Raw genomic sequence first — 26279 nt, 5'->3', positions numbered from 1 at the left:
CGGGTTCAAGCCCATCCGGCGGAAAATGCCGCCGCTAGGCACCTTGCGGACGGGCATCTTCGGCATCATCGTGAAATTCTTCGCGCGCGATGTCGGAAAAGCCCGCCGGCCGGCGTCTTTCGTCCGGGTGGACGAAACGATGCGGCGGGGCCATGCCCGCCGGTCGGTCCAGAAGGAGATGACCATGATCCATACGCATTATCGCTGGGTGATCGTCGCGGCGGGCGGCCTGCTCGGCTGCATCGCCATCGGCGCCATGTTCTCGCTGCCCGTCTTCCTGCTGCCGATCTCGAAGGATACCGGCTGGTCGGTGACGGGCGTTTCCACCGCCATGACCATCGGCTTCCTCGCCATGGCCTTCGCCAGCATGTTCTGGGGCGGGCTCTCCGACCGCTGGGGGCCGCGGCCCGTGGTGCTGACGGGCTCTGTGCTGCTGGCGGCCAGCCTTGCGGCGACGAGCGTCGCCACCTCGCTCGTCGCCTTCCAGTTCACCTTCGGGCTGGTCGTGGGGCTGGCGGCGGCCGCCGTCTTCGCGCCGATGATGGCCTGCGTCACCGGCTGGTTCGATACGCATCGCAGCCTTGCCGTCTCGCTGGTCTCGGCGGGCATGGGCATGGCGCCGATGACCATGTCGCCCTTCGCGGCCTGGCTCGTTTCCATGCATAGCTGGCGCACCTCCATGCAGATCATCGCTCTGGTCGTCGCCGTGGTGATGATCCCCGTCTCGCTTCTGATCCGCCGACCGCCGGCGCTGGAAGTGGAGGCCGGGGCACCCGCCTCAGACGCGCCGCAGGAGGGCATGACGACGGGTGAGGTGCTGCGCTCGCCGCAATTCATCATCCTGTGCCTGACGAACTTCTTCTGCTGCGCCACCCATTCCGGGCCGATCTTCCATACGGTGAGCTATGCCATCACCTGCGGCATCCCGATGATCGCGGCGGTGACGATCTACAGCGTCGAGGGGCTGGCCGGCCTTGGGGGGCGTGTCGTCTTCGGCCTTCTCGGCGACCGGTTCGGCGCCAAGCATGTCCTCGTCGCGGGGCTGTTCGCGCAGGCCTTCGGGGCGCTCGGCTATATCTTCACGGGCGGGCTTTTCTCGTTCTACCTCGTCGCCGGCATCTTCGGCTTCATCTATGCGGGCGTCATGCCGCTCTATGCGGTGATCGCGCGCGAAAACTTCCCGCTGCGCCTGATGGGGACGGTGATCGGCGGAACGGCCATGGCCGGCAGCCTCGGCATGGCGCTGGGGCCGGTCGCGGGCGGGATGATCTACGATACCTTCGCCAGCTACACCTGGCTCTATGTCGGCTCCTGGGGCATCGGCCTCGGCGCTTTCCTGATCGCCATGACGTTCCGGCCGGCGGCGAAGACGCGCGAGGCGCTGGCGGCGGCGTGAGCTGGAATGAAAAAACCGCCGCGGATGCGGCGGGTTCGACGGGCGAAAGGTTGTTCACGAGACTGCGCGCCTAGGCGGCGCCTGCGGGGTCGCCGATCGGCATGAGGGCGGGGTTGGTCGCCTGCTCGCGCCGGATCTCGCTTTCTTCGTTGTCCGGCTCGTCGTCCGCGGTCTTGCCGGCGTCGCGCAGCTTTTCGCGCGAGGGATCGGCATTCGTCTCACCGGCGGCGTCGCGGTCGTGGTCTGGGTCGTCCTTCGCCGGCATGTAGCCGCGGGGGCGGGTGGCTTCCGGGCCTTCCCAGCGGGGCGACTGGTTCGTGGTGCCGGGCGGGCCGGGTTGTGGTTTGTCGATCGTCATGATCGCCTCCTTCAGAAGTTCAGGAACTGCGCGGGGTTCCGGCGGGCGCGCATGAGAAGGTCGAGCTCCCTCTTGGAGGGGCCGAACTTGTCGAAGAGACGCTGGGCCTCCTCCCGCGTCAGCTCATAGGCCGCGCGGAACGATTCCACCGTATAGCGTTCTCCCGACAGCCTTCGATGGTCGGGAAAGAGCTTGGATTGGTCGGGCATCTGCAATCACGCCTAATCGTCATTGACGGTGAGGGAACCGGCAAGGGCGGCGATTGTTCCGTGGCGGAAATGGAAAGGTTGGGGAGGATCGGTTCCAGGCGCCGACGCTTCTTGCGGGTAATGCGCGAACAGAGACGGGGCCGGAGCATTCGCGCTTCCGACCCCGCTTCCGGGAGAAATCCGAGATAGGCCTCAAGGCCGCGCGCAACCGTATCCAGTGGACCAGTGGTCACAAGAGATGTCCGACGCCGATTGTATACGTCGCTGCCCGATCAATCCTATTTTCCAGCGGCCGCGCCGGCCACCGACAAGAGGCTTGCGACCGAAATTCCTGAAGGAAACGGCGCGGATACGTGATTGATGTCGATCATACATGGCTTCATGCCCATTGTACATGAGCAATTTGCTTGGATTGTCGACATGGTGAAGCGCGAAGTGTTGATGATATTATTTTTGCATTGTACACAATCATTGCGGTCTGAAGGATCGCGACGGAGTGGCGGCTGCTGGAGGGCGGCATGCCTTCTGCATCCAACAAACACCCATGGGAGGGGAAGCATGAAACAGGCACTTCTTTCGATTTGCGCCGCCGCGCTCGGTCTTGCGATCGCCGGCCAGGCCTCGGCCGCCGGCACGCTGGAAACCGTCAAGGCGCGCGGCAAGCTCATCTGCGGCGTTTCGCTGACGGTGCCGGGTTTTGCGGCACCCGACGACAAGGGCCGCATGCAGGGTTTTGACGTCGATATCTGCCGCTCGATCGCCGCGGCCGTCTTCGGCGATGGCGAAAAGGTCGATTTCGTCCCGACCAACATCAACACGCGCTTCCAGGCGCTGCAGTCCGGCGAGATCGACGTGCTTTCGCGCCAGACGACGCACACCTTCTCCCGCGACGCTTCGCTCGGCCTCGATTTCGGCCCGACGGTCTTCTATGACGGCCAGGGCCTGATGGTGCCGAAGTCGCTCGGCGTCACCAGCGCCAAGGAGCTGACGGAAGCCGCCATCTGCACCCTGCCGGGCACCACGACCGCGCAGAACATTTCCGACTTCTTCGCCGCCATCAAGGGCAAGTTCGAGCTCGTCGTCTTCGAAAGCCCGGACGAGAACCGCGCAGCCTTCTATTCCGGCCGCTGCGAGGCGATCACGTCCGACCGTTCGGACCTTGCCTCGATCCGCGCCGTCGCCAACAACCCGGACGACTACATCGTCCTGCCGGAAACGATCTCCAAGGAGCCGCTCGCGCCGGCCTTCCGCCAGAACGACTCCAACTGGGGCGATATCGTTTCCTGGTCCGTCTGGCTGCTGATGGCCGCCGAGGAAAAGGGCATCACCCAGGCGAATGTCGACGAGAAGCTGAAGAGCGAGGACCCGGACGTACAGCGCATGCTGGGCGCCACCGAGGAACTCGGCAAGATGCTCGGCCTCGACAACAAGTGGGGCTACAACATCATCAAGAGCGTCGGCAATTACGGCGAAGTCTTCGAGCGCAATGTGGGCGAGGGCACCAAGCTCGGCCTGACGCGCGGCCCGAACGCGCTCTGGAATGCCGGCGGCCTGATCTACTCGCCGCCGATCCGTTGATCGCTTCCTAGGGCGATCCTCCGGGGCGCGCGCATGGCGGTGCGTGCGTCCCCCTCTTTCCTGATATCGGCGGCGAGGTTTCATGGCTTTCCTGCATGACATGCGCTTTCGCGCCTATTTTTACCAGGCCGTCGCGATCGGCTTCGTGGCCCTCGTCGGCTGGACCCTGTTTTCCACGGCGAGCGCCAATCTCGCCAAGCAGAACATCGCGACGGGCTTCGACTTCCTGACGCGGCCGGCCGGCTTCGTCATCACCGAAGCGGCCATCGCCTTCGAACCCACCGACACGGTCGGCCGCGCCATCCTCGTCGGCATCGCCAATACGGTGAAGGTCTCGCTGCTCGCCGCAATCTTCGGCACCATGCTCGGCCTTGCCGTCGGTATCGCGCGCATGTCGCGAAACCCGCTGCTGGCGCGCCTCGCGCTCGTCTATGTCGAGCTTCTGCGCAACGTGCCGCTGCTGCTCTATCTCTTCCTCTGGTATTCGCTGATCATCCTCATCCTGCCACCGGTCAAGCAGGCGCTGAACCTCCTGCCGGGCGTCTATCTCTCCAATAGCGGTCTCGTCGTGCCGGCGGCGCTTGTCGAAAGCGGCGGCCTTGCGCTTCTCGCCTGCCTCGTCGGCGGCGCGGTCGCGGCCTTCGTCATCCGCAATGCCGCGACGAAGAGCCGTGTCGCAACCGGCCAGTCGAACCATGGTGGCCTCATCGCGCTTGCCGCGCTTGTCGGTCCTGCGCTGCTGCTCTGGCTTGCCGGCGGCGTCTCTATCGACTGGGATTTCCCGACGGCGGGAAAGTTCCGCCTGACGGGCGGGCTGCATGTGCGACCGGAATTCGTGGCGCTGCTCTTCGGCCTTGCGCTCAGCGTCTCTGCAAACGTCGCGGAAATCGTGCGCGCCGGCATCCAGGCGGTCAACAAGGGGCAGTGGGAGGCTTCCGCCGCGCTCGGGTTGCCGCGCGGCAAGACCATGCGGCTCGTCGTGCTGCCGCAGGCGCTGCGCATCATCATCCCGCCGCTCACCAATACCTATCTCACCGTCTTCAAGAACAGTTCGCTGGCCATCGCCATCGGCTACCCGGACCTCGTCACCGTCTCCAACATCGTGATGAACCAGACCGGGCAGGCCATGGAGACGATCGCGATCTTCATGGGCGTCTATCTTGCCCTCTCGATCGCCATCTCGCTTCTGATGAACTGGTACAATGCGCATGTCGCGCTGAAGGAGCGTTGATATGACCGACGTTCAGGCCCTCGTCCTCGCCCCACCGCAATCAGCCCCCGCCGCCGCGCGTGGTGGAAAGCTCTCCGCCTATTTCGGCACTCCCGGCAACACGCTGATCAGCGTCGTCTCTATCGCGGCCATCGTCTTCATCGCCAAGCTCGCCTTCGGCTGGCTGGTGATCGATGCGGTGTTTTCCGGCGACGGCGCTGTGTGCAAGGCGGCGAGCGGGGCCTGCTGGCCCTTCGTGGCGCAGAAGCTGCGCTACATGCTCTTCGGCTTCTATCCCTATGACGAGCAGTGGCGGCCGATGCTGGCGCTGCTCCTGCTCTTCGGCGCCTGCCTTTTCTCCATGATGCCGCGCTTCTGGAGCCGCAAGCTGCTCCTCGCCTGGATCGTCGTCATCCTGCCGGCGCTCTATATCCTGATGGCAGGCGGCGTCTTCGGCCTGACGCCGGTGCCGACGACGAGCTGGGGCGGCCTGCCGCTTTCCTTCACGCTCTCCTTCGTCGGGCTGACGCTCGCCTTGCCGCTCGGCATCGTGCTGGCGCTCGCCCGCGCTTCGAACCTGCCGGCGATCCGCGTGCTTGCGGTCGGCTTCATCGAGATCGTGCGCGGCGTGCCGCTGATCAGCATTCTCTTCATGGCGACGGTCATGCTGCCGCTCTTCATGCCCGAGGGCACGACCATCGACAAACTGCTGCGCGCGCAGGTGGCGATCATCCTCTTCGCCTCGGCCTATATCGCCGAGATCGTGCGCGGCGGCCTGCAGGACGTGCCGGCCGGGCAATATGAGGCGGGCAAGTCGCTCGGCCTGCACTACTGGCAGATCATGCGCAAGATCGTGCTGCCGCAGGCGCTGAAGAAGGTCATTCCGCCGATGGTCGGCCTCTTCATCGGCTTCTTCCAGGATACGACGCTCGTCACCATCGTCGGCCTCGTCGATTTCCTCGATACCGTCCGCTCCGCCATCCGCGATCCGGAATGGCAGGGCATCGCGGTGCTGGAAGGCTATCTCGTCGCCGCCGCCGTCTATTTCACCTTCAGTGCCCTGATGGGCGCCTACAGCCGCTTCCTCGAAGTGCATTTCAGGACGACCCATGCCTAACGTCACCGTCATCCGCAATGCCCGCACCGTCGTCGCCTATGACGAGGGGACCGGCGGCCACGCCTATATGCAGGACGTCGACGTCGCCTTCGACGAGACCGGCTTCGTCCATGTCGGCGGCCGCTATGACGGGCCTTTCGCGGCGGAAATTTCCGGGCGCGACCGCATGGTCCTGCCGGGCTTCGTCAACGTGCATTGCCATTCCGGCGAGGAGCCGATCTCCAAGAGCTTCTTCGAGGATCAGGGAACCGCCGCCCTCTGGGGGCAGGCGATGTACGAATATTCGACGCTTATCGAGATCAGCGACGACGCGGTGAAGGCCGCGCTCACCGTCATGCTCGGCGACCTCCTGCGCAGCGGCGTCACCACCTTCGTCGATATCGCCGGCCCGCATGAATGCTGGCTGCCGACATTGGCTGAAAGCGGTGCGCGCGCCTATGTCGCCCCCGGCTTCCGTGAAGCGCAGTGGCATGTGGAAGACAGCCACCGCCTCGATTTCCGTTGGGATTCCGTCCGTGGCCGCGAGGCCTTCGCCCGTGCGCTCGAAACCGTCGATGCGGCTGAGGCCCATCCTTCCGGCCGCCTCGGCGGCATCGTCGCCCCGGCGCAGGTCGAGACCTGCTCGCCCGAACTGCTGCAGGAAGCGGCGGAGGCCGCGCGCAGCCGCAAGGTGCCGATCACCATCCACGCTGCCCAGACCATGGCCGAGCACGAGGAGCTGCTGCGCCGCCATGGTCTCACCGCCGTGCACTATCTCGAAAAGCTCGGTGTCCTCGGTCCGGATCTCATCCTCGGCCATTGCATCTTCATCGACAGCCACCGCTGGACGCGCCAGCGCACCGCGGACGATCTCGGCCGCCTTGCGGCAAGCGGCACCAGCGTCGCCCATTGCCCCGTCACCTTCGCGCGTAGCGGCATGATCCTGCAATCGGTCGGCCGGTATCGTCGCGACGGGGTCAACGTGGCGCTCGGCACGGACAGCTATCCCTTCAACATGCTGGAAGAGATGCGCACCGCGCTGATCAACGCCCGCATCGCCGCCGGCACGGTCTTCGACGTCTCGACCGCCGATATTCTCGACGTCGCGACGCTGGCTGGCGCGAAAGCCCTCGGCCGCAGCGATATCGGCCGAATCGCGAAGGGCGCGAAGGCGGATTTCTCGATTGTCGACCTGAAACACCCCGGCATGCAGCCGGTCTATGACCCGCTGCGCAACCTGCTGCATTGCGCCGCCGAGCGCGCGGTCGCGGCCGTCTATGTCGATGGCGCCTGCGTCATGGAAAACGACCGGCCGACGCTTGTCGATTATGACGGCGCTCTTGCGGAATTGCAGGCGGTGCAGGATTTCGCGGTGCGCCATTTCCAGGCGAACGACCCGCGCGGCCGATCCGCCGCCGCGCTCGCGCCGCTTTCTCTGCCGGTGCTGCCGCATCCGTGATGCTGCGGATCGCCAAGGGGGGAGGGAAGTCCTATGATGATCCTCCCGAACCCTGACCTGGCCGCACCGCGCATGCATCGACGACTGATCTTTCTCCGCTCCTCAGCCGCTTTTGCCGGCGGCTGGCTGTTGTTGCTGGCGGCTTTCGGCGTCTATTCCGCGACGAGCCATTGGCAGGCCTTTGAACAGGAAGTCTCGGAAAGCGGCCGTGCCTTGCAGCGGGCCATCTCCCAGCGCGTCGCCCAGCACGATGCGCACCTGACCAGCCTCAGCGCCCTCGGCCTCGCGCAGGCGCAGCCATCGGAAGATTTCGACCTCGTCGCCAAGTCGATCCTGCGCTTCTACCCTCGCATCGTCGCCATCGACCTCGTACGTCTTCCGTCAGGCACGTCGCCCGACGTCGTCAGTTCGGCGACATCAGGCGATGGCTCGACCGTCGATCCCGCGCAGGTCTCCCGGGCCGTGGAAATGCTCACCCCCGGCAAGGCGGCCTATGGCGCGGATGCCAAGCCCGGCCATTACCGGGTGATGAAGCGCATGAACGAGACGATGGCCGTCAGCCTTGATATCGATGGCGCAAAGCTGGTCGAGGGCGAGGAACTGCCGCGCTGGGCGACGCTGCGCCTCTCGACGGCCGAGGGGCCGCTGCTGGAAACCGGTGCTAGGCAGCCCGACGCCGCAGGTTTTCTTGCCCGCACGGTCAGTTTTGACGCGTCGATCGCCAGCGCCACCCAGCCGCTGCGGCTTTCCCTGCAGCGCCATGTCACGCTCGCGCAACTCTTGCCGCCGCTGCCCTTCGCGCTTTTCGCCGCCCTCTCGCTTGCGGGCCTCGTGCTGGTGCGCTCGCTGCTGAAGCACCGGCAGGATGCTGCATTGGCGCGGGAGGCGGCGGAGGCCGCGTCCCAGCGCGAGGCGCTGCGCCAGCACGAGACGAAGCTCGCCCATGCGCTGCGCATCAACAGCATGGGCGAGATGGCCTCCGGCATCGCCCATGAACTCACCCAGCCGCTGACGGCGCTACTCAGCCAGAGCCAGGCCGGCAGGCGCATCGCCGCTGCGAACGGCCTGACGGATACGCCCATCGACACCGTGCTTGCCGCCAATGTGCTGCAGGCCAAGCGCGCCGCCGATATCCTCGTGCGCCTGCGCGCCTATGTCGGCAAGAGCGCGCTGGAAGCCGGCGTGCACGATCTCGGCCGCCATGTCGCCGATATCGTCGCCCTCTCGCGCATCGACCTCGACCGGCGCGGCATTACGCTCGATATCGAGATACCGGAGGTCCCGGCGCTGGCGCGGATCGATCCCGTGGAGATCGAGCAGGTCATCCACAACCTTATCCGCAACGCCGCCGATGCCGTCGAGCAGGCGGGCAGGGCGGATGGCCGGGTGCTGGTCGCGCTGAAGCCGGCGGGAGCAAGCTACGAGATCACCGTCTCGGATAACGGCACCGGCATCCCGCCGGATATCCTGCCGCGCCTCTTCGAACCGTTCTTCTCCAGCAAGCCTGACGGCATGGGCCTCGGGCTCAGCCTTTGCGAAAGCATCGTCGAGCGCTTCGACGGCAGCATTTCGGCCGGAAACGGGGCGACGGGCGGTGCGATCTTCACCGTGCGCCTGCCGGCGGCACAGGATATGCAGAAACGAGAGGAAGCAGCGGAATGACGATGGCGCCGGTCTATCTGGTCGATGACGACGAGGGGGTGCGCAGCGCCCTGTCGCTTCTGCTCGGCACCTACGGCGTCCGCATCGAGACGTTCGGCGACCCCACCGCCTTTCTCGCCCGCGCGCCGAAATTGAAGCCGGGCGTGCTGCTGCTCGACCTGCGCATGCCCGCCATCACCGGCCTGCAACTGCACGAAAAGCTCGCCGCCATCGGCTGCGACTGGCCCACCATCATCTGCACCGGCCATGGCGACGTGCATGCCTGCCGCCGCGCTTTCAAGGCGGGCGTCGTCGATTTCCTCACCAAGCCCATCGACGAGCAGGTGCTGATCGAGGCCCTGCAACAGGCCTCCGGCGCGCTGGACGTGCATGCGGAGAAGGCGGAAGCGGTGAAGCTGGTGGCGCAGCTTACCGATCGCGAGCGCGAGGTGCTGGACATGGTCGGGCGCGGCTGGTCGACGAAGGAGATTGCCGACAGCCTGCAACTCTCACCCCGCACGGTCGATACGCACCGCGCCAACATCGCCCAGAAGCTCGGCACGACCTCGGTCGCCGAGTTCGCGCGCCTCGCGCTGATCGGGCAGGCTCCGTAGTCCTACGGACCCCGCTCCGTCCGTCCACCGATACCGCAAGACGCGGAAATCTCCGAAAAGAGGGTCGTTGCCGCCGATGAGACCGGGCGGCCCCAGATGGAGATCAACATGAAGAAGTTCGTTGCTACCGCCTTCGCCGCTCTCGCCTTCGCCGGCGCCGCCAATGCCGACGTGCTCACCGAGCGCAACATGCCGCTCGACATCGCCGTCGAAGCCGCTCAGGCTGCCGTCAATGCCTGCGCCGCCAAGAAGTTCAACGTGACGGCCGCCGTCCTCGACCGCGCCGGCATCACCCGCGCCGTGCTGCGCGCAGACCGCGCCGGCCCGCATACCGTCGACAGCGCGATCCGCAAGGCTTTCACCGCCGCTTCCATGCGCACGCCGACCCAGAAGATCGCCGAGAATGTCGGCAAGAACCCGGCTGCCGCGCAACTCGTTTCCATCGAGGGCTTCCTCGTCCTCGCCGGCGGCGTTCCGGTGAAGGCGGGTGAGGAAACCATCGGCGCCATCGGCGTCGGCGGCGCGCCGAGCGGCGATATCGACGACGAATGCGCCCGCGCCGGCATCGAGGCCGTCAGCGCCAAGCTGAAGTAAGGATTGCGCGTTCCATGATCGACCCCGGCGCCGGAAGGCGCCGGGGTCTTTCTGTTTGAAGCTCCTCCAACGGAGGAGGGTGGGGCGCCGGGGTTTGTCCTTTGCCGGGAAAGGCATAGACTGCCCGAAATCACGGGGAGAATGCCGCATGCGCCCAACGATTCCCGTTCTTGCCGCCTGCCTGCTTCTTGCCGCGGCCTCGCAGTCCGCTGCGCGGGACGGCGCCTATGTCGCTTGCGACAATGGCCTGCGCTGCTTCAAGGCGCCATGCCCTTCCACGGCGGTGCGCGATCTTGCGACCGGCAAGCTGTGGAAGGGGACGTTTCCCGATATCGGCAGGCTTTCGGCGAGCGATCAGCAGCGTATCCGCGAGACGGATGCGCTCTACTATGGCCGTCTCGTGCTGCGCGGCCATATCGTGCGGCAGGCAAAGGGCCCTTCCGTGCTCGTCGTGACCGGCATCGAGCGGAAGGCGAGGCCGGCGGAGCGCCGGCACTGCCCGGAGGGATAGGGGCGACCTGCAAACGGCGCCTTTTTGCGCTTCCGGTGGATAGACCTAATCGCGATCCGGCGCGCCGAGCGGGAAGAACTTCCGGTAGGGCCTGCCTTCATCGACCGCACGGGCGAAGGCGGGGCGTTCGAGCAGCCGCCGGCGATAGGCGTGCACGTTGCGAAAGCCCGGATCGATGGCATGGGTCCAGTCGGCGTAGAAGAGGAAGGGGCCGGCGCCGCAATCGGCGAGCGTGAAGGCCTTGCCCGCGGCCCATTCTCGGCCTTCCATGTGCCGGTCGAGCCAGGCATAGGCGCGCTCCAGCATCCGCCGCGCCTCCTCGACGCCGTAGGGGTCGCGGTTCGGCTCGGAGCGGATGGCGTCGAAGACGATCTTCTGCTGCGGCGTCGAGATGTAATTGTCGAAGAAGCGGTCGAGCATGCGCACCTCGATCGCCGCGTCAGGATCGTCCGGGATGAGCTTCACGGCCCCCGGATAGCGCAGTCCCAGATATTCGATGACGATGGTCGCCTCGACGATCGTGCGGTCGCCGTCGACGAGGATGGGGAACCGCTTGATCGGCCAGCGCGCCTCGAAATCGGCAAGCGTTTCCGGCTGGGCATGGTCGAGCATGCGATACTCGAAATCCGTGCCGTTTTCATAAAGCGCCGTCAGCGCCTTCTGGCAGTAGCTTGAAAAGGGATGGGCATAGAGAACCGGCTTCATGGCAACCTCCCGTTTGCCATGCCTTTGTCGCAAATCCGATTGCACTTTGCAATCGGATTTTCAAGGCGCAGCAGTTTCCCGACCTCGGGCGGGACCTGCATGGTTCCGGACCGTCAGTCGCTCCGCCAAGCGAAAGCCCTCTGCAGGTCTTCGCTGTGCGATCTTGCGAACTGGGTCTGGGCGAGCGGGATGGCCAGGACCAAAAAGACCAGGGCGCCGACGAACAACGCGCCGGGATAAAGCAGTCTGGGTTTCACGTATCACCTCGCATTCCAGCACCGGTTTATCCGGTGAAAAGCTGACATCGGGCTGAACGCGGCCGGATCGTTCAGGCGGCTGTCAGCTTGGCGGGGCAGGGGGAAACAAAAATGGCGGACCGTGCGCGGCCTTGCCCGATTTGACGTGAAAGGACCATTCATGCGCGAAGGAACCGGCCGCTTCTCCCTCTGGCGGCCCGAACTTGGCAGCGTTACCGTCAGCATCCTGACGGCGCTTTATCTTCTGGCGCTCACGAACTGGAGCTTCTGGTCGAAGGGCTGGTCCTATCTTGAGGGCCGTCCCACCACCTTCGCGTCCATCGCCCTTGGGGTCGCCTGCCTTTACATCGCGCTCTGCGTCGCCGTGTCGCTGAAATATGTGATGAAGCCGCTCTTCATCGCGCTCATCCTCGCAAGCGCCGCGGGCGCCTGGTTCATGGACCGCTTCGGCGTCGTCATCGACATCGAGATGATCCGCAACGCGGCAGAGACGAACAGCGCGGAAGCCGGCCATCTCATCACGCCCGGCTTCGTCATCCACATGCTGGCCTATGGCGTGTTGCCCTCGCTCCTTCTGATCTGGGTGAAGGTCCGCCACCGCACCTTCTTCGGCAAGGTGCGAGGCAACCTTGCCGTCATCGTGCCGGCGCTTGTCGTCGCGCTCGTCGCGGGGCTCTCTCACGCCCGCGTCTATGCCGCCGCCGTCAGGGCGCATCACGACTGGTTCGAGACGCTCAATCCCATCGTGCCGCTCGTTACCGCCGTCCAGTTCGCGGCCGGCCAGTCCGGCGACCTGAATGTGGTGGCCGCGCCGCTCGGCGAGGATGCACGTGTCAGCGACGCGCCGCTTGGCCAGCGCAAGCCGCGCCTCATGATCGTCGTTGCCGGCGAGACCGCACGCGCCGACAATTTCTCGCTCGGCGGCTATGAGCGCGATACCAATCCCGAACTGGCCAGGAAGGATATCCTCTACTTCCCCGACACGACGAGCTGCGGCACGGCGACCGCCGTCTCGCTGCCCTGCATGTTCTCCGTCTATACCCGCTCCGACTACACACACCGCAAGGGGCTCGCGACGCAGAACCTGCTCGACGTGCTCTCCCATGCCGGCGTCGATGTCGAATGGTGGGACAACAATACCGGCGACAAGGAAATCGCCAAGCGCGTGAAGGAGCAGTCGCTGATCAAGAACGGCAATCCGGCCTATTGCTCGGGCGGCGAGTGCCAGGATCAGGTGCTGATCGATGCGCTGGACGGCTGGATCGGCTCGGTGAACCGGGACACGGTGCTGGTGCTGCACCAGATCGGCAGCCACGGTCCGGCCTATTACCAGCGCTATCCCGAGGCGTTCCGCCACTTCCAGCCGGAATGCCGCAGCGCCGAGTTCTCCGACTGCACGAAGGAGGAGATCGTCAACGCCTATGACAATACGATCGCCTATACCGACCACATCCTTGCAAGCGTGATCGACCGGCTGCAGAAGCAGGAGGACCGCCTCGACGTCTCCATGCTCTACATGTCCGACCATGGCGAATCGCTTGGAGAGCTGGGCCTCTACCTGCACGGCGCGCCCTACATGATCGCGCCGAGCCATCAGACCCATGTGCCCTTCGTGCTCTGGCTCGGCAAGGACGAGAAGGCGGCCTATTCCGCTGCCTGCCTCGAAGGCAAGACCAGGGAGCCGCAATCGCACGACAACCTCTTCCACACCGTGCTCGGCATGATGCGGATCGATACCACGGTGCGCGATCCGTCCCTCGACATCGTCTCCGGCTGCCGCGAGGGTGCTACGTCCTGAACGATGGGCATGGCAAGACGGCTCCTGCCCATGTATCGTCCGGATTCGGAAGGCGGCGGCGGTCAATGCGCCGCCGCGATGCGGAGTGCCGGGCGATTGAGAGTTCTGCTGATCGAGGACGACGCCGTTCTGGGCGAGGCGGTGCGTGATTATGTGGCCGGGCTCGGTCATGCCGTCGACTGGATGCAGACGCTGGACGACGGCCGCACGGCGACTGACACGGTTGCCTACGACCTCATTCTGCTCGACCTGCGCCTGCCGGACGGCAGCGGGATTTCGCTGCTGACGGACCTGCGCCGGGCCGGTGCCATCACGCCCGTCATCATCCTCACCGCACACGACCAGATCTCCGACCGCATCGAGGGGCTGAACAGCGGGGCGGACGATTATCTCGTCAAGCCCTTCAACCTCGGCGAGCTCAATGCGCGCATGCTTGCCGTCGCCCGGCGTTATGCCGGCACGGCCGTTCCCTTGGTGGAGGCCGGGCCGCTGACGATCCAGCTTGCCGATCGCCGGGTGCTGCGCGAGGGCGAGCCGGTCGATCTTTCCAGCCGGGAATGGGCGGTGCTGGCGCGGCTTGCCGCCCGGCCCGACGCCATCGTCTCCAAGGGGCAGATCGAGGAGGCGCTCTATGCCTTCGGCTCGGAAATCGAAAGCAACACGGTGGAGGTCTATGTGAGCCGGCTGCGCAAGAAGCTCGGCAAGGGCTGCGTGGAGACCCTGCGCGGCATCGGCTACAGGCTCGGCCGATGAGAGGCGGGCCGATGAGAGGGGGAAGGAGCCTTGCCGGCCAGCTCATGCTGTGGATCACGGCGACGATCACGCTGCTCTGGCTCGTCGCCGTCGGCTTCGGCGCCTTCGTCATGCATGACGAGTTCGGCGAGATTTTCGACAGCGCCCTGCAGGAGACCGCCGAGCGCCTCGTGCCGCTGGTGGTCGATGACCTGAGGCATCGCGACGAGCCGAACGCCCCGTTGCGCATCGAGGCGACGCGCGGCCCTTCCGAGGAGGAGTACCTGACCTATCAGGTGCGCGACGAGACGGGCAGGGTGCTGCTGCATTCGCACACCGCGCCCGTCGATCCCTTCGGCGCGCCGCTCAAGGTGGGATTCTGGGAAGGGCGCAAGGGCCGCATCTACACGGCTGCGACACTGGACGAGACGATCTTCGTGCAGGTGCAGGATTCGGCGAAGGAGCGGCGGGAGGCGACGCGGGAAGGTTCGCTCGCCCTGCTCCTGCCCGTGCTGCTCATCGTTCCCCTCACCATCACGGCCGTCTGGTTCATCGTGCGCCGTGTTCTGGCGCCGGTCGAAACGTTGCGCGCGGCGATCGGCGAGAAGGATGGCGGCAATCTCGCCGCCATCGAAGCGGTGGGTCTGCCGCAGGAGCTGCGGCCGATCCTCCGCTCGGTCAATCTCCTGCTTGCCCGCCTGCGCGCGGTCCTTGCGGCCGAGCGCGAATTCACCTCCAACAGCGCCCATGAGCTGCGCACGCCGATCGCCGGCGCGCTGGCGCAGACGCAACTCCTTCTTTCCGAGCTGACTGACGTGCCGGAACGCGCGCGCGCCCAGCAGATCGAAGCCTCGCTGCAGAAGTTGACCAAGCTTACGGAAAAGCTGCTGCAGCTCGCCCGCGCCGAGGCGGGCATCGGCATGACGGAAAACACCTTCGACGTCGCCGATGTCGCCCGCGTCGTCGTCACCGATTTCCAGCGCGCCTCGGCCGATGCCGGGCGCATCCGCCTCGCAAGCGACCTTGCCGGTCCGGTCCTGCACGAGGGCGAGGCGGACGCTTTCGCCATCGTGCTGCGCAATCTCATCGAAAATGCGCTGCTGCACGGGCGGGCCGATGCGCCGGTCGACATCCACCTCACCAGGGCGGGCGATGTGCGCATCCGCAACGGCGCCCCACGCATGAGCGATGAGGAGCTTGCCGCCGTGCGCAAGCGCTTTGCCCGTGGCAGGACCCTTGCGGCCGGTTCCGGCCTCGGCCTGTCCATCGCCGAGCGGCTCCTGGGGCAGATGCAGGCGAGCCTCGTCCTGACCTCGCCCATCCCCGGCATGCCCGACGGCTTCCAGGCCGAGATCGTGTTTCCCACACGGAGCTGAGGGGGGGGCGGCAGCAGGCCTGACCCATTTCCGGACAGCCCGGTTTTCCGGTGTTTCCCGCTTGCAACAGTCGGGCGGTTCCGGCTATTTTTTTGTATTAGCATGTGAGAAAGTTGTGGCTTTATGCCCAATATTGTGGTTTTATGTGGTCATAATCAAAAACTGGTGGGGAACATGGGTCGCAAACCGGAGGAATATGCGCGGCTTCTGGCCAGCGCACTTTGCAAGTTGCATGCAGCAGAATCTCGCGGCGGGTCGCCGCTTCTTTCAGAAAACAGCGTTCGCGTAATCAGCCAGACCATAGCCGCGGCGATGGACGAGGCACGGAATGTCCACATCCATGATGAGCTGACGGCGATGAACGAGCGCCGCGAGCGTGTCCTGCTTCACTCCTGATCGTAAGCTTATGGCGCGGGTTTGTACTGCGTATTGCGCCAATGACATGTCATGATCACGGAGCTGCCGCCCGAAGCCGCGTATTCTGGCTTCGGGCGGTCTATTCATGTCCTGAGGTGACTTTCCCGGTGCGGGGCGATAGGTCCTCATAAGGCCTGTGGCATCGATTCTGAGGAGGAACCCGACATGACGCAATGGGGCAGCACCGGCAAGGGCAGGATCGCACTCGTGACGGGCGGCGGAACAGGCATCGGCCTTGCAATCGCGCGCGCCCTCAGCGCCGAAGACTATGCCGTCGTCATTACCGGGCGCCGGCTTGCCGTGCTGGAAACGGCGGCGGGGGAGATCGCTGCGGCGACGGGCAATCCCGTGCGGGGCATCGCCTGCGATGTCGGCGATCCCTTGCAGGTGGCGGCCGTCTTTGCCGAGGTGAAGCAGGAATTCGGCCGGCTCGACGTTCTCGTCAACAATGCCGGCTCCAATGTCTCGCCGGCATTGCTGGAGGACATTCCCTTCGAGGAATGGTCGAGCATCCTCGCCGCGAACCTCACCGGCGCGTTTCTCTGCACCCAGCAGGCCTTCCGCATCATGAAGGACCAGAGCCCGCGCGGCGGGCGCATCATCAACAACGGCTCGATTTCCGCGACCGCGCCGCGCCCCAATTCCGCGCCCTATACCGCGACGAAGCACGCCATCACCGGCCTCACCAAGTCGACCGCGCTCGACGGGCGCAAATACGATATCGCCTGCGGCCAGATCGACATCGGCAACGCGGCGACCGACATGACCTCCCGCATGAATGCCGGCGTGCTGCAGGCCAACGGCGAAATCGCCTCCGAGCCGACCATGTCGGTCAGCCACGTCGCCGACGCGGTCGTCTACATGGCCAGCCTGCCGCTCGACGCCAACGTGCTGACCATGACGGTGATGGCGACCAACATGCCTTTCGTCGGGCGGGGGTAGGGCGCGTATCGGTCCGGGCCCGGCGGTGGCGCGCGTTTCAGGATTACTGCGACAGGATTGTTGAAATCCAGGGGTGAGCGGTGCAGTCCGTGAGCCCGCGATAGAGGATGCCCTCCCACCCGAAGGCGCTGGCGGCCTGCACCACCGCCTCCGAATCGTCGAAGAAGAGGGGCGGTTCGTCCTGGGGCCCGAGGATTTCCGCGGCGCGCTCGAAGAAGGCGCGCGTGGGCTTCAGCGCGCCGAACCGGGCCGCGTGAAACATATCGTCGAACAGGTTCTCGAAGCCGTGCCTGTTCCAGAGATGGAACGCGCGCAGGTGTTCCTGGTTGGTCGCGACATAGAGGCGGGCGCGTCCCGTCCGCCGGAGGCGACGGACGACATCCAGCAATTGCCGGTTCAGGTGACTGTCGCGATCCAGCCAGTAGCTGGCGACGACGAAGGGTGAGCCAAGAAAGCCCAGTTGCGGAAGGACCTCTTCGAGGGCCGAAAGCAGCGCCTTGCGGCCCGTCAGGACCTCTCTCTCGAAGGCCTGCTTGATGAAGAGATCGCGGAATGCCGCCGGATCGATGCCGAGATCGGCAAGCAGGTGCTCGTCCCATCGGCGGCGGCGCTCCGTCTGCCCCGTATAGCCATGGACGAGGACGCCATCCACATCGAAGAGCACCGATCTCAAGACAATCCCCTTTCAGCTTGATGGACTAACGTCGCGGCTCGCCGCCTGCGGCATAGACCGTCTTCTGCTGGAACTTGAAGACATGGCCGCAGCGGCAGCGGATCATGTGCTTGTCGGGATATTTCGAGGGCCGTTCGGTGAGGAAGCCGCGCGGCAGGGAATCGACGGTGAAATCCGGGTGAGCGCGGGTCGGCATGTCGTCCTCGGAGACTTCCGCATAGCCGGCATTGCCGCACATGGCGCATTCCAGTTTGCGCGAATAGCGGTCGCGGGCGGCCATGGGGAGCTCCTTCGTCGGTTAGGGTTCGCCGTTAATAGGCATCGGTCCGGCCGGTTTCAAGGATTCGATGCGGCCAGCAAAGCCTGAAGGGCGGTGATGATGCGGCGGTGCTGGTGGGCGTGGCGGGTGCGCACGTTGACGGCGGCGTAGACCGGCTGGGCGATTGGCTCGGCGCCTTCCACCCGGCTTGCCGCGCCGGCCTGCACCAGCCGCGCGGCGTCGGCCGCCGTCACGAAGGCCGAGCCGCCGAGCTTCTGCATCAGCGCGAGGATGGCTGTCGTCTCGCCGCTGGCGATGGGGGCGGTGGAAAGGCCGGGATAGGCCTGCCGGTGCAGCCGGTCGAAGGCGGGGGAGTAGACGGCCTGGATATAGTCCTCCGGCCTGACGTCCTCGATGCGGCTTACCCGGTTGCTCACCATGTCGTAGCGTACTTCGCCGATGCGCTCGTAATGGAGGTCCGGCAGGTAATGCGGCGTGAAGAGGATGGCGAGGTCGAGGTCGCCGGCCCCGAGGTCGCGGTTCATCTGGTTGGAATAGTCTACCTCCAGATAGATCGACGTCGCCGGCAGCTCCGTCCGCACCGCCGCCAGCCAGTCGCCGGCATAATGGGCGGCAAGGTCGTGCTGAAGGCCGAGGCGCATGGAGCGCTCATAGGCGCCCGCCGTTTCCACCGCCCGTGCCGCCTCGTGCCACTGGTGCTGCAGGGCCTTGGCATGGTCGAGGAAGCGCAGGCCTGCGGCGGTCGGCTGGGTGCCGCCCTTGTTGCGCGCGAAGAGCTTTCGGGCGAACAGCGCCTCCAGCGCGTTGATGCGATGCGTGACCGTCGATTGCGTGATGTTCAGCCGCTCCGCCGTGCGGTTGAAATTGCGCGTTTCCATCAGGTCGAGGAATGTCTCAATCAGGGCAATCTGCATGAACGCGCCGTATTTTCTCAATGTTTGACAATAGTCTAATCGGCATCCTCGATTAATAAAGCGAAATCCTCCGCTTGTCCCCCGGCGCTTTGGTTGCCACAAATCCCCGTCGAATAAGGGGATCGAGAATGTCCGCACTGCCAAGCCATGCCCGGGTCGTCATCATCGGTGGAGGCGCTGTCGGCGCATCCGCCCTCTATCATCTGGCGAAAGCCGGATGGACCGATTGCGTGCTGCTCGAGAAGAACGAGCTGACCGCCGGCTCGACATGGCATGCCGCCGGCAACGTGCCGACCTTCTCCTCCTCCTGGTCGATCATGAACATGCAGCGCTATTCCGCCTCGCTCTACCGGGAGCTTGGAGAGCTGGTCGACTACCCCATGAACTACCACGTCACCGGCTCGATCCGCCTCGGCCATTCGAAGGAACGGTTGCAGGAGTTCAAGCGCGTCGTCGGCATGGGTCGCTACCAGGGTATGGACCTCGACATCCTGACGCCCGACGAGATGCGCGGCAGGTATCCGTTCCTCGAAACGCACGACCTCGCCGGCGCGCTTTACGACCCCAATGACGGCGACATCGACCCCGCGCAGCTCACGCAGGCGCTTGCCAAGGGCGCGCGCGACATGGGCGCGAAGATCTTCCGCTTCTGTCCCGCCACCGGCGCGCGGCGCGAGGGGGAGGAATGGGTGATCTCCACGCCGCAGGGCGAAATCCGCTGCGAGAAGGTGGTCAACGCCGCCGGCTACTATGCCCGCGAGGTGGGAAAATGGTTCGGCCGCGACGTGCCGATGATGGTGATGAGCCATCAGTACATTCTCTTCGAGGAAATCCCCGAGCTTGCCGCATGGTCGAGGGAGGCCGGGCACAAGCTGCCGCTGCTGCGCGACGTGGACTCGTCCTATTATCTCCGTCAGGAGAAGACGGGCATGAATCTCGGCCCCTATGAGCGGAACTGCAAGGCGCATTGGGTGACGCCTGACGATCCGATGCCGGACGATTTCTCCTTCCAGCTCTTCCCCGACGATCTCGACCGCCTCGAATGGTATCTCAACGACGCCGTCGAGCGCGTGCCGATCCTCGGAACGGCGGGCCTGTCGCGCATGATCAACGGCCCCATCCCCTATGCGCCCGACGGCAACCCGCTGATCGGCCCGATGCCGGGCGTGCCGAATGCCTTCGAGGCCTGCGTCTTCACCTTCGGCATCTGCCAGGCGGGCGGGGCCGGCAAGGTGCTGGCGGAATGGGTCACGGAAGGCGAGACGGAGTGGGACATGTGGTCCTGCGATCCGCGCCGCTACACCAGCTTTGCCGCCGACAAGGACTATTGCATCGCCAAGGGCATGGAAATCTACGGCCACGAATATGCGATGCACTTCCCCAAGCACGCATGGCCGGCCGGGCGTGACCGGAAGCTCTCGCCGATCCACGACCGCATCAAGGCGCTCGGCGGCCAGTTCAAGCCCTATAACGGCTGGGAGCGCGCCAACTGGTACGCCAGGCCCGGCGACGATCTTTCGGAAGAATCCACCCAGACCTGGAACCGCGAGGGGCCGTGGCGCCCGCGCATCGAGGAGGAGTGCCGCGCCGTCACCGAGGCCGCCGGCATCCTCGACCTTCCCGGCTTCTCCCGCTTCCGCGTGAAGGGGGAGGGCGCGACGGCGTGGCTCTCCTCGCTCATCACCGGCAAGATGCCGAAGCCCGGCCGCATCGGCCTTGCCTATTTCTCCGACGACAAGGGCCGGATCGTCACGGAAATGTCCGTCATGATGCTGGACGAGGACTTCTTCTTCCTCATCACCGCCGCGACCGCCCAGTGGCACGATTTCGAATGGCTGACGAAGCATCTGCCTGATACTGCCGCCTTCACCATCGACGACGTGACGGACAATTTTTCGTGCCAGATCCTTTCCGGCCCGAATTCCCGCGCCATCCTCGCCGATGTGTCCGATGCCGACCTTTCCAAGGGCTGGCTGACGCACCAGAGCTGCCAGATCGCCGGCCGCTGGTGCCAGCTCGTGCGCGTTTCCTTCGCCGGCGAACTCGGCTGGGAAATCCACACGAAGATCGAGGACACCGCTACCATCTTCGATGCCGTCTGGGCGGCGGGGCAGACGCATGGCCTGAAACCCTTCGGCATGGAGGCGCTCGACAGCCTGCGCATTGAGAAGGGCTACCGCGCGTGGAAGGGCGACCTTTCGACCGACTACACGATCCTGCAGGGCGGCCTCGACCGTTTCGTCGACTGGACCAAGCCCGACTTCAAGGGCAAGCCGGCGCTGGAGCGCGAGAAGCAGCAGGGCGTCACCAAGCGCTTCGTGACGCTGACGGTGGAAGCTGGCGAATGCGACGCGCCCTACATGTCGACGCTCTGGCATGGCGGCAAGGTCGTCGGCGAGACGACCTCCGGCAACTGGGGCTACCGCATCGGCAAATCCATCGCGCTCGGCATGTTGCGCGCCGACCTTACCGTGCCTGGCACGGAAATCGAGGTGGAAATCTACGGCGACCGCTTCAAGGCGACCGTCCAACCGGACGGCCCGCTCTTCGACCCCAACAATGAAAGACTGCGCGCATGACGAAGCCCATTCCCTCCAAGGCGAGAGCCGTCATCATCGGCGGCGGCGTCTCCGGCTGCTCGGTCGCCTATCACCTCGCCAAGCTCGGCTGGACGGATGTGGTGCTGCTGGAGCGCAAGCAGCTCACGTCGGGCACGACATGGCACGCCGCCGGCCTCATCGGCCAGCTTCGCGCCTCGCAGAACATGACGCGCCTCGCCAAATATTCCGCCGACCTCTACGTGAAGCTGGAGGCGGAGACCGGCATCGGCACCGGCATGCGCCAGTGCGGCTCGATGACCGTGGCGCTCACCGAGGAGCGCAAGGAGGAGATCTACCGCCAGGCCTCGCTCGCCCGCGCCTTCGATATCGACGTGCGCGAGATCAGCGTGGACGAAGTGAAGGGGCTCTATCCGCATCTCAACACGGCGGATGTGAAGGCCGCCGTGCACCTGCCGCTCGACGGCCAGTGCGACCCCGCCAATATTGCGATGGCCTTGGCGAAGGGCGCGCGGCAGAACGGCGCGACGGTCATCGAGAATGTCAAGGTGACGTCGGTGCTGACGAAGGACGGCCGCGTGACGGGCGTTGCCTGCGAGCAGAACGGCGAGACCTTCACCATAGAGACCGACAATGTCGTCAACGCCGCCGGCATGTGGGGGCGCACGCTTGCCGACATGTCGGGCGTCACGCTGCCGCTGCATGCCTGCGAGCACTTCTACATCGTCACCGAGCCGATCCCGAACCTCCAGCGCCTGCCGGTGCTGCGCGTGCCGGACGAGTGCACCTATTACAAGGAGGACGCCGGCAAGATGCTGATCGGCGCCTTCGAGCTGAAGGCCAAACCCTGGGGCATGGACGGCATTTCGGAAGATTTCTGCTTCGACCAGTTGCCGGAGGATTTCGACCACTTTCAGCCGATCCTCGAAAACGCCATCAACCGCATGCCGATGCTGGAGACCGCCGGCATTCACACCTTCTTTAACGGCCCCGAGAGCTTCACGCCCGACGACCGCTACTATCTCGGCGAGGCTCCGCAGCTGAAGGGCTACTGGGTCGCCGCCGGCTACAATTCCATCGGCATCGTTTCCTCCGGCGGCGCGGGCATGGCGCTCGCCCAGTGGATGAACGACGGCGAGCCGCCCTTCGACCTGTGGGAGGTCGATATCCGCCGCGCCCAGCCATTCCAGCGGAACCGCGCCTATCTCAAGGATCGCGTCTCCGAAACGCTCGGCCTGCTCTATGCCGACCACTTCCCCTATCGCCAGATGGCGACGGCGCGCGGCGTGCGGCGCTCGCCGCTGCACGAGCACCTGAAGGCGCGCGGCGCGGTCTTCGGCGAGGTGGCCGGCTGGGAGCGCGCCAACTGGTTCGCGAAGGAAGGGCAGGAGCGGGAATACCGCTATTCGTGGAAGCGGCAGAACTGGTTCGAGAACCAGCGCGAGGAGCATCTTGCCGTCCGTAACGGCGTCGGCCTCTTCGACATGACCTCCTTCGGCAAGATTCGCGTGGAAGGCCGCGATGCGCTGGCTTTCCTGCAAAAACTCTGCGCCAACCAGATGGACGTCGCCCCCGGCAAGATCGTCTACACCCAGATGCTCAATGCCCGCGGCGGCATCGAGAGTGACCTGACGGTGACGCGCCTTTCGGAAACCGCCTTCTTCCTCGTCGTGCCCGGCGCGACGCTCCAGCGCGACCTCGCCTGGCTGCGCAAGCATCTTGCCGACGAGTTCGTCGTCATCACCGATGTCACGGCGGCCGAAAGCGTGCTCTGCGTCATGGGGCCGAAGGCACGCGACCTCATGCAGAAGGTCAGCCCCAACGACTTCTCCAACGCGAACCATCCCTTCGCGACGGCCCGGGAGATCGAGATCGGCATGGGCCTCGCCCGCGCGCACCGCGTCACCTATGTCGGCGAGCTTGGCTGGGAGCTTTACGTTTCCACCGACCAGACCGCCCATGTCTTCGAGGCGCTGGAGGCGGCCGGGGCCGATGTCGGCCTGAAGCTCTGCGGCCTGCACACGCTCGACAGCTGCCGTATCGAAAAGGCCTACCGCCATTTCGGCCACGACATCACCGACGAGGATCACGTTCTGGAAGCCGGCCTCGGCTTTGCCGTGCGCACGAAGAAGGGCGAGTTCATCGGCCGCGATGCGGTTCTGCGCAAGCAGGAGGAGGGGCTGAAGCGCCGCATGGTGCAGTTCCGCCTCACCGATCCCGAACCGCTGCTCTTCCACAACGAGGCGCTGGTGCGCGACGGGAAAATCGTCTCCACCGTGACCTCGGGCAATTATGGCCATGCCCTTGGCGGGGCCATCGGCATGGGCTACGTTCCCTCGGAAGGCGAAAGCGAGGCGGATATCCTCGCCTCGCAATACGAGATCGAGATCGCCGGCGTGCGGGTGAAAGCGGAAGCCTCGCTCGCGCCGATGTACGATCCGAAAGCCGAGAGGGTGCGCGCCTGATGAACCTTGCCGAACGCCATCAACGGTTCCACGACCTGCACCAGTCGGGCTGCTTCGTCATCCCGAACCCGTGGGACATGGGCTCTGCCCGCATGATGGCGGCGGCCGGGTCCGTCGCGCTCGCCACCACCTCGGCCGGCTTCGCCTTCACGCTCGGCCGGCCCGACATGGGGCGGGTGACGCGCGAGGAATCGCTGAAACACGCCGAGGACATCGTCCGCGCCACGCCGCTCCCCGTTTCGGGCGATTTCGAGAACGGCTTTGCCGATGCGCCTGACGATGTCGCCGAAACGATCCGCCTTGCGGCCGAAGTCGGCCTTTCCGGCTGCTCCATCGAAGACACGCAGATGGTGGACGGCAACCCGGCCTATGCCTTCGGCCTCGCTGTCGAGCGCATCCGCGCCGCTGCCGACGCCGCCCGCTCGCTCGGCCGGCCCTTCCTCCTCTGCGCCCGCGCCGACGGCGTGATGAACGGCGTCTACGATCTCGACGAAGCCATCCGCCGCATCCAGGCCTTCGAAAAGGCCGGGGCGGACCTGCTCTATGTCCCGGTGCCGCCGGGCGTCGAGGAGTTGAAGCGCGTGCTCGCCTCCGTTTCGAAGCCCGTTAACGCGCTTGCCGCCGGGCCGCTGCGCCAGCTCACGGTGCCGCAGTTCGCGGAACTCGGCGTGCGCCGCATCTCGCTCGGCTCGACGATCGCCCGCGTCACCCACGCCGCCATCGCCGAGCAGATGGACGCCATCCTCAAGGACGGCAGCTTCGCGAAACTCTCAGCGGCCATCTCCGGCGACACCGTCAACCGCATGCTGACGGCCGGTGCCGGCGAAACGGACTGAGATCACCCGCCGCGACGGTCGAAATGCGTGCGCAGCGAGACATGCGTCTGCACCGTCGCGATGCCCGGCGTCGTGGCGATCTGGCGGCGCACCGTGTCCAGTTCGGCGTTGGACGCGCATTCCACCAGCAGCATCAGGTCCGTCGGGCCGGCCAGCGACCAGCAGGTCACGACATTGGGAATGCCTGTCAGATGCGGCACGACATGGTCGCAGTTGCGTCCCTGCTGGAAGCCGATCGCGATCAGCGCTTCCACGCCCGGCCGCTCCCGGTCGATGCCGAGCTTGACCGTGTAGCCGGCGATCACCCCCTTTGCTTCCAGCCGCCGGATGCGCTCATGCACCGCGCTTCGCGACAACCCGGCATGGCGGGCAAGCTCCACAAGGCTCTGGCGGGCATCGGCCCGGAGCGCGGCAAGCAGCAGCCTGTCCTTCTCGTCCAGTTCGCTCATCCGGAAATTCTCCTTTTGGCCGGATGATTGTCCGGCTTTCCGTCACCTTGCTGCGCGAAGCCGGACGGAAAAGCAACTATTTGTCGGTCGTCACCCCAAGGAGAGACCGATGCCGACCATTCCGCACAATGCCGTCCTGATCCCCATCGACATGCAGCGCGCCTTCGACGACGCGCCCTGGCCACGCCGCTGGAACGACAGGCTGGACGAAAACGGCCTTGCCCTGCTCGCTGCCTGGCGCGGGGCCGGCCGGCCGATCATCCATGTCCGTCATGACAGCGTCGAGCCGAATTCCACGTTGCGTCCGGGAGCGCCCGGCAATGCGCACCGTCCCGGCTTCGAGCCGCAGGCCGGCGAACCGCTGGTCACGAAGGGTGTCAACGCCGCCTTCATCGGCACGGATCTCGATCTGCGCCTGCGTCGTCTCGGCATCGATACGGTCGTGCTGTTCGGCATTTCCACGGATATGTGCGTTTCGACCAGCGTACGCGTCGGGGCGAACATGGGCTACCGGGTCATCCTTATCGAAGATGCCTGCGACTGCTTCGACATGCCGGACGGCGAGGGCGGCACGATCCCGGCGCGGGATATCCACCGCGCCCATGTCGCGACGCTCCGGCACGAATTCGCGACCGTTCTGCGGACGGCCGACGTGCTCGATCCTGCCTCCGCCGCGGCGTGAAGCCTTACCGGGCGACCCGCACGTCCCTGACGCCGAAGTCGAATTCCGGCGTCGTGACGGGGGTGAGGTCGAGGCCGGGGAAGACGGCGAAGGTGCTGAAGGTCTGGCTTTCGCCCGGCAGCACGCGCAGCACGATCAGGGCGCTGTCGCGGCCCGCCTCGCGGCAGGCGCCGTTCGGGCAATCGGAGAGCACCACGTCGAGCCGGAAGGATTGCAGCGGCGCAGCGCCCTTGTTCGTGAGGCGGCCGGTGACGCGGTAGCTCGTCTTGGTCTGGCCGACGCTCGCCTGCATTTCGGAGAGGGAAACGTCGTCGGCGGTAAGCGCCGCTGCCGTGCTGCCGGGTGTCGCGGGATCGCTCGACGGCGCCCGCTCGTCGACGAACCAGACGAGAAGCGCGCCGGCAAGGCCGATGGCGACCACGATGGTCAGAACGGGTTCAACCCAGCTTTGGAAGCGCCGGAAGCGCAATGCGAGATACAGAATGGCCGCTGCCGCGACCGCAAATGCCCAGATCATCCCCGTCCTCCT

Annotated in this window: 25 protein-coding genes and 1 pseudogene; 18 read left to right on the top strand and 8 right to left on the bottom strand. The window is 65.6% G+C overall.

Features of this window, described 5'->3' with window-relative positions:
• Positions 1–184 precede the first annotated feature (184 nt).
• Positions 185–1396, top strand: coding sequence for an MFS transporter (locus ACZ48C_RS10210; RefSeq protein ID WP_464781030.1), 1212 nt, complete (start codon positions 185–187; stop codon positions 1394–1396).
• Positions 1397–1565: 169 nt separating this feature from the next.
• Here ACZ48C_RS10210 and ACZ48C_RS10205 read toward each other — a convergent pair.
• Positions 1566–1754, bottom strand: a pseudogene (locus ACZ48C_RS10205) (hypothetical protein); the annotation flags it as partial.
• Between the two features lie 11 nt (positions 1755–1765).
• Complete coding sequence (locus ACZ48C_RS10200; RefSeq protein ID WP_119257101.1) at positions 1766–1963, bottom strand: hypothetical protein; 198 nt, start codon at positions 1961–1963, stop codon at positions 1766–1768.
• A gap of 558 nt (positions 1964–2521) precedes the next feature.
• Here ACZ48C_RS10200 and ACZ48C_RS10195 point away from each other — a divergent pair.
• From ACZ48C_RS10195 to ACZ48C_RS10160, 8 genes are all read left to right on the top strand, one after another.
• Positions 2522–3541, top strand: a complete 1020-nt coding sequence (locus ACZ48C_RS10195) for an amino acid ABC transporter substrate-binding protein (RefSeq protein ID WP_119257102.1) — start codon at positions 2522–2524, stop codon at positions 3539–3541.
• Between the two features lie 82 nt (positions 3542–3623).
• Complete coding sequence (locus tag ACZ48C_RS10190; RefSeq protein WP_464781029.1) at positions 3624–4772, top strand: amino acid ABC transporter permease; 1149 nt, start codon at positions 3624–3626, stop codon at positions 4770–4772.
• A 1-nt stretch (position 4773) separates the two neighbouring features.
• Positions 4774–5868, top strand: coding sequence for an amino acid ABC transporter permease (locus ACZ48C_RS10185; RefSeq protein WP_464781028.1), 1095 nt, complete (start codon positions 4774–4776; stop codon positions 5866–5868).
• Complete coding sequence (locus ACZ48C_RS10180; RefSeq protein WP_464781027.1) at positions 5861–7306, top strand: amidohydrolase family protein; 1446 nt, start codon at positions 5861–5863, stop codon at positions 7304–7306. The genes ACZ48C_RS10185 and ACZ48C_RS10180 overlap by 8 nt, the downstream gene beginning before the upstream one ends.
• Positions 7307–7435: 129 nt before the next feature.
• A complete protein-coding gene (locus ACZ48C_RS10175) occupies positions 7436–8968 on the top strand; it encodes a sensor histidine kinase (protein ID WP_464781026.1) in 1533 nt (510 codons plus the stop codon).
• Entirely contained in the window at positions 8965–9561 is a 597-nt protein-coding gene (locus ACZ48C_RS10170) for a response regulator transcription factor (RefSeq protein ID WP_119257107.1), read from the top strand. Before ACZ48C_RS10175 ends, ACZ48C_RS10170 begins: the two co-directional genes overlap by 4 nt.
• 108 nt (positions 9562–9669) lie before the next feature.
• Positions 9670–10155, top strand: a complete 486-nt coding sequence (locus ACZ48C_RS10165; protein WP_119257188.1) for a GlcG/HbpS family heme-binding protein — start codon at positions 9670–9672, stop codon at positions 10153–10155.
• Positions 10156–10303: 148 nt separating this feature from the next.
• Entirely contained in the window at positions 10304–10666 is a 363-nt protein-coding gene (locus ACZ48C_RS10160) for a hypothetical protein (RefSeq protein ID WP_464781025.1), read from the top strand.
• A gap of 45 nt (positions 10667–10711) precedes the next feature.
• On the opposite strand, the gene ACZ48C_RS10155 is transcribed toward ACZ48C_RS10160, so the two are convergent.
• On the bottom strand, positions 10712–11371 hold the full coding sequence (locus tag ACZ48C_RS10155) for a glutathione S-transferase family protein (protein WP_464781024.1): 660 nt from the start codon (positions 11369–11371) through the stop codon (positions 10712–10714).
• A 417-nt stretch (positions 11372–11788) separates the two neighbouring features.
• Between ACZ48C_RS10155 and ACZ48C_RS10150 the strand changes: the two genes are divergently transcribed.
• The 5 genes from ACZ48C_RS10150 to ACZ48C_RS10130 all read left to right on the top strand — a co-directional run bounded on the left by ACZ48C_RS10150 (position 11789) and on the right by ACZ48C_RS10130 (position 16893).
• Positions 11789–13426: a phosphoethanolamine transferase gene (locus tag ACZ48C_RS10150; protein WP_464781023.1), complete on the top strand. Its 1638-nt coding sequence runs from the start codon at positions 11789–11791 to the stop codon at positions 13424–13426.
• A 96-nt stretch (positions 13427–13522) separates the two neighbouring features.
• On the top strand, positions 13523–14179 hold the full coding sequence (locus ACZ48C_RS10145; RefSeq protein WP_464781022.1) for a response regulator transcription factor: 657 nt from the start codon (positions 13523–13525) through the stop codon (positions 14177–14179).
• 11 nt (positions 14180–14190) lie between these two features.
• Entirely contained in the window at positions 14191–15534 is a 1344-nt protein-coding gene (locus tag ACZ48C_RS10140; protein WP_464781021.1) for a sensor histidine kinase, read from the top strand.
• 123 nt (positions 15535–15657) lie between these two features.
• The gene (locus ACZ48C_RS10135) at positions 15658–15930 is read left to right on the top strand and encodes a hypothetical protein (protein ID WP_464781020.1); all 273 of its coding nucleotides are present in this window, start codon (positions 15658–15660) and stop codon (positions 15928–15930) included.
• A 186-nt stretch (positions 15931–16116) separates the two neighbouring features.
• Positions 16117–16893, top strand: a complete 777-nt coding sequence (locus tag ACZ48C_RS10130) for an SDR family oxidoreductase (protein WP_464781019.1) — start codon at positions 16117–16119, stop codon at positions 16891–16893.
• 43 nt (positions 16894–16936) lie between these two features.
• Here the strand turns inward: ACZ48C_RS10130 and ACZ48C_RS10125 are convergent, their stop codons facing one another.
• Genes ACZ48C_RS10125 through ACZ48C_RS10115 form a run of 3 tightly spaced genes read right to left on the bottom strand, consistent with a single transcriptional unit; the run spans position 16937 to position 18760 of the window.
• On the bottom strand, positions 16937–17557 hold the full coding sequence (locus ACZ48C_RS10125; RefSeq protein WP_464782803.1) for an HAD-IA family hydrolase: 621 nt from the start codon (positions 17555–17557) through the stop codon (positions 16937–16939).
• A gap of 34 nt (positions 17558–17591) precedes the next feature.
• Complete coding sequence (locus ACZ48C_RS10120) at positions 17592–17846, bottom strand: hypothetical protein (RefSeq protein WP_119257115.1); 255 nt, start codon at positions 17844–17846, stop codon at positions 17592–17594.
• 56 nt (positions 17847–17902) lie between these two features.
• Positions 17903–18760, bottom strand: a complete 858-nt coding sequence (locus ACZ48C_RS10115) for a LysR family transcriptional regulator (protein WP_464781018.1) — start codon at positions 18758–18760, stop codon at positions 17903–17905.
• 128 nt (positions 18761–18888) lie between these two features.
• Between ACZ48C_RS10115 and ACZ48C_RS10110 the strand changes: the two genes are divergently transcribed.
• Genes ACZ48C_RS10110 through ACZ48C_RS10100 form a run of 3 tightly spaced genes read left to right on the top strand, consistent with a single transcriptional unit; the run spans position 18889 to position 24619 of the window.
• A complete protein-coding gene (locus ACZ48C_RS10110) occupies positions 18889–21339 on the top strand; it encodes a GcvT family protein (protein ID WP_464781017.1) in 2451 nt (816 codons plus the stop codon).
• Entirely contained in the window at positions 21336–23783 is a 2448-nt protein-coding gene (locus ACZ48C_RS10105; protein ID WP_464781016.1) for a GcvT family protein, read from the top strand. Before ACZ48C_RS10110 ends, ACZ48C_RS10105 begins: the two co-directional genes overlap by 4 nt.
• Positions 23783–24619: an isocitrate lyase/PEP mutase family protein gene (locus tag ACZ48C_RS10100; RefSeq protein WP_464781015.1), complete on the top strand. Its 837-nt coding sequence runs from the start codon at positions 23783–23785 to the stop codon at positions 24617–24619. The genes ACZ48C_RS10105 and ACZ48C_RS10100 overlap by 1 nt, the downstream gene beginning before the upstream one ends.
• A gap of 2 nt (positions 24620–24621) precedes the next feature.
• Here ACZ48C_RS10100 and ACZ48C_RS10095 read toward each other — a convergent pair whose 3' ends face one another.
• Complete coding sequence (locus tag ACZ48C_RS10095) at positions 24622–25068, bottom strand: Lrp/AsnC family transcriptional regulator (protein ID WP_464781014.1); 447 nt, start codon at positions 25066–25068, stop codon at positions 24622–24624.
• Between the two features lie 109 nt (positions 25069–25177).
• Between ACZ48C_RS10095 and ACZ48C_RS10090 the strand changes: the two genes are divergently transcribed.
• Positions 25178–25750, top strand: coding sequence for a cysteine hydrolase family protein (locus ACZ48C_RS10090; protein ID WP_464781013.1), 573 nt, complete (start codon positions 25178–25180; stop codon positions 25748–25750).
• A gap of 4 nt (positions 25751–25754) precedes the next feature.
• Here the strand turns inward: ACZ48C_RS10090 and ACZ48C_RS10085 are convergent, their stop codons facing one another.
• On the bottom strand, positions 25755–26267 hold the full coding sequence (locus ACZ48C_RS10085) for a hypothetical protein (RefSeq protein WP_464781012.1): 513 nt from the start codon (positions 26265–26267) through the stop codon (positions 25755–25757).
• Positions 26268–26279 lie beyond the last annotated feature (12 nt).

The sequence above is a fragment of the Shinella sp. 1A1 genome (genome assembly GCF_055379515.1).
This window is presented reverse-complemented; position numbering and strand designations above follow the sequence as displayed.

Excerpts from the sequence above, each read along its gene's own strand:
- ACZ48C_RS10085 (WP_464781012.1), bottom strand. The coding sequence starts at position 26,267 with ATGATCTGGGCATTTGCGGTCGCGGCAGCGGCCATTCTGTATCTCGCA.
- ACZ48C_RS10115 (WP_464781018.1), bottom strand. The coding sequence starts at position 18,760 with ATGCAGATTGCCCTGATTGAGACATTCCTCGACCTGATGGAAACGCGC.
- ACZ48C_RS10190 (WP_464781029.1), top strand. The coding sequence starts at position 3,624 with ATGGCTTTCCTGCATGACATGCGCTTTCGCGCCTATTTTTACCAGGCC.
- ACZ48C_RS10155 (WP_464781024.1), bottom strand. The coding sequence starts at position 11,371 with ATGAAGCCGGTTCTCTATGCCCATCCCTTTTCAAGCTACTGCCAGAAG.
- ACZ48C_RS10105 (WP_464781016.1), top strand. The coding sequence starts at position 21,336 with ATGACGAAGCCCATTCCCTCCAAGGCGAGAGCCGTCATCATCGGCGGC.
- ACZ48C_RS10135 (WP_464781020.1), top strand. The coding sequence starts at position 15,658 with ATGCCCAATATTGTGGTTTTATGTGGTCATAATCAAAAACTGGTGGGG.
- ACZ48C_RS10160 (WP_464781025.1), top strand. The coding sequence starts at position 10,304 with ATGCGCCCAACGATTCCCGTTCTTGCCGCCTGCCTGCTTCTTGCCGCG.
- ACZ48C_RS10170 (WP_119257107.1), top strand. The coding sequence starts at position 8,965 with ATGACGATGGCGCCGGTCTATCTGGTCGATGACGACGAGGGGGTGCGC.
- ACZ48C_RS10180 (WP_464781027.1), top strand. The coding sequence starts at position 5,861 with ATGCCTAACGTCACCGTCATCCGCAATGCCCGCACCGTCGTCGCCTAT.
- ACZ48C_RS10100 (WP_464781015.1), top strand. The coding sequence starts at position 23,783 with ATGAACCTTGCCGAACGCCATCAACGGTTCCACGACCTGCACCAGTCG.
- ACZ48C_RS10210 (WP_464781030.1), top strand. The coding sequence starts at position 185 with ATGATCCATACGCATTATCGCTGGGTGATCGTCGCGGCGGGCGGCCTG.
- ACZ48C_RS10090 (WP_464781013.1), top strand. The coding sequence starts at position 25,178 with ATGCCGACCATTCCGCACAATGCCGTCCTGATCCCCATCGACATGCAG.
- ACZ48C_RS10130 (WP_464781019.1), top strand. The coding sequence starts at position 16,117 with ATGACGCAATGGGGCAGCACCGGCAAGGGCAGGATCGCACTCGTGACG.
- ACZ48C_RS10095 (WP_464781014.1), bottom strand. The coding sequence starts at position 25,068 with ATGAGCGAACTGGACGAGAAGGACAGGCTGCTGCTTGCCGCGCTCCGG.
- ACZ48C_RS10200 (WP_119257101.1), bottom strand. The coding sequence starts at position 1,963 with ATGCCCGACCAATCCAAGCTCTTTCCCGACCATCGAAGGCTGTCGGGA.
- ACZ48C_RS10195 (WP_119257102.1), top strand. The coding sequence starts at position 2,522 with ATGAAACAGGCACTTCTTTCGATTTGCGCCGCCGCGCTCGGTCTTGCG.
- ACZ48C_RS10140 (WP_464781021.1), top strand. The coding sequence starts at position 14,191 with ATGAGAGGGGGAAGGAGCCTTGCCGGCCAGCTCATGCTGTGGATCACG.
- ACZ48C_RS10110 (WP_464781017.1), top strand. The coding sequence starts at position 18,889 with ATGTCCGCACTGCCAAGCCATGCCCGGGTCGTCATCATCGGTGGAGGC.
- ACZ48C_RS10120 (WP_119257115.1), bottom strand. The coding sequence starts at position 17,846 with ATGGCCGCCCGCGACCGCTATTCGCGCAAACTGGAATGCGCCATGTGC.
- ACZ48C_RS10185 (WP_464781028.1), top strand. The coding sequence starts at position 4,774 with ATGACCGACGTTCAGGCCCTCGTCCTCGCCCCACCGCAATCAGCCCCC.
- ACZ48C_RS10150 (WP_464781023.1), top strand. The coding sequence starts at position 11,789 with ATGCGCGAAGGAACCGGCCGCTTCTCCCTCTGGCGGCCCGAACTTGGC.
- ACZ48C_RS10165 (WP_119257188.1), top strand. The coding sequence starts at position 9,670 with ATGAAGAAGTTCGTTGCTACCGCCTTCGCCGCTCTCGCCTTCGCCGGC.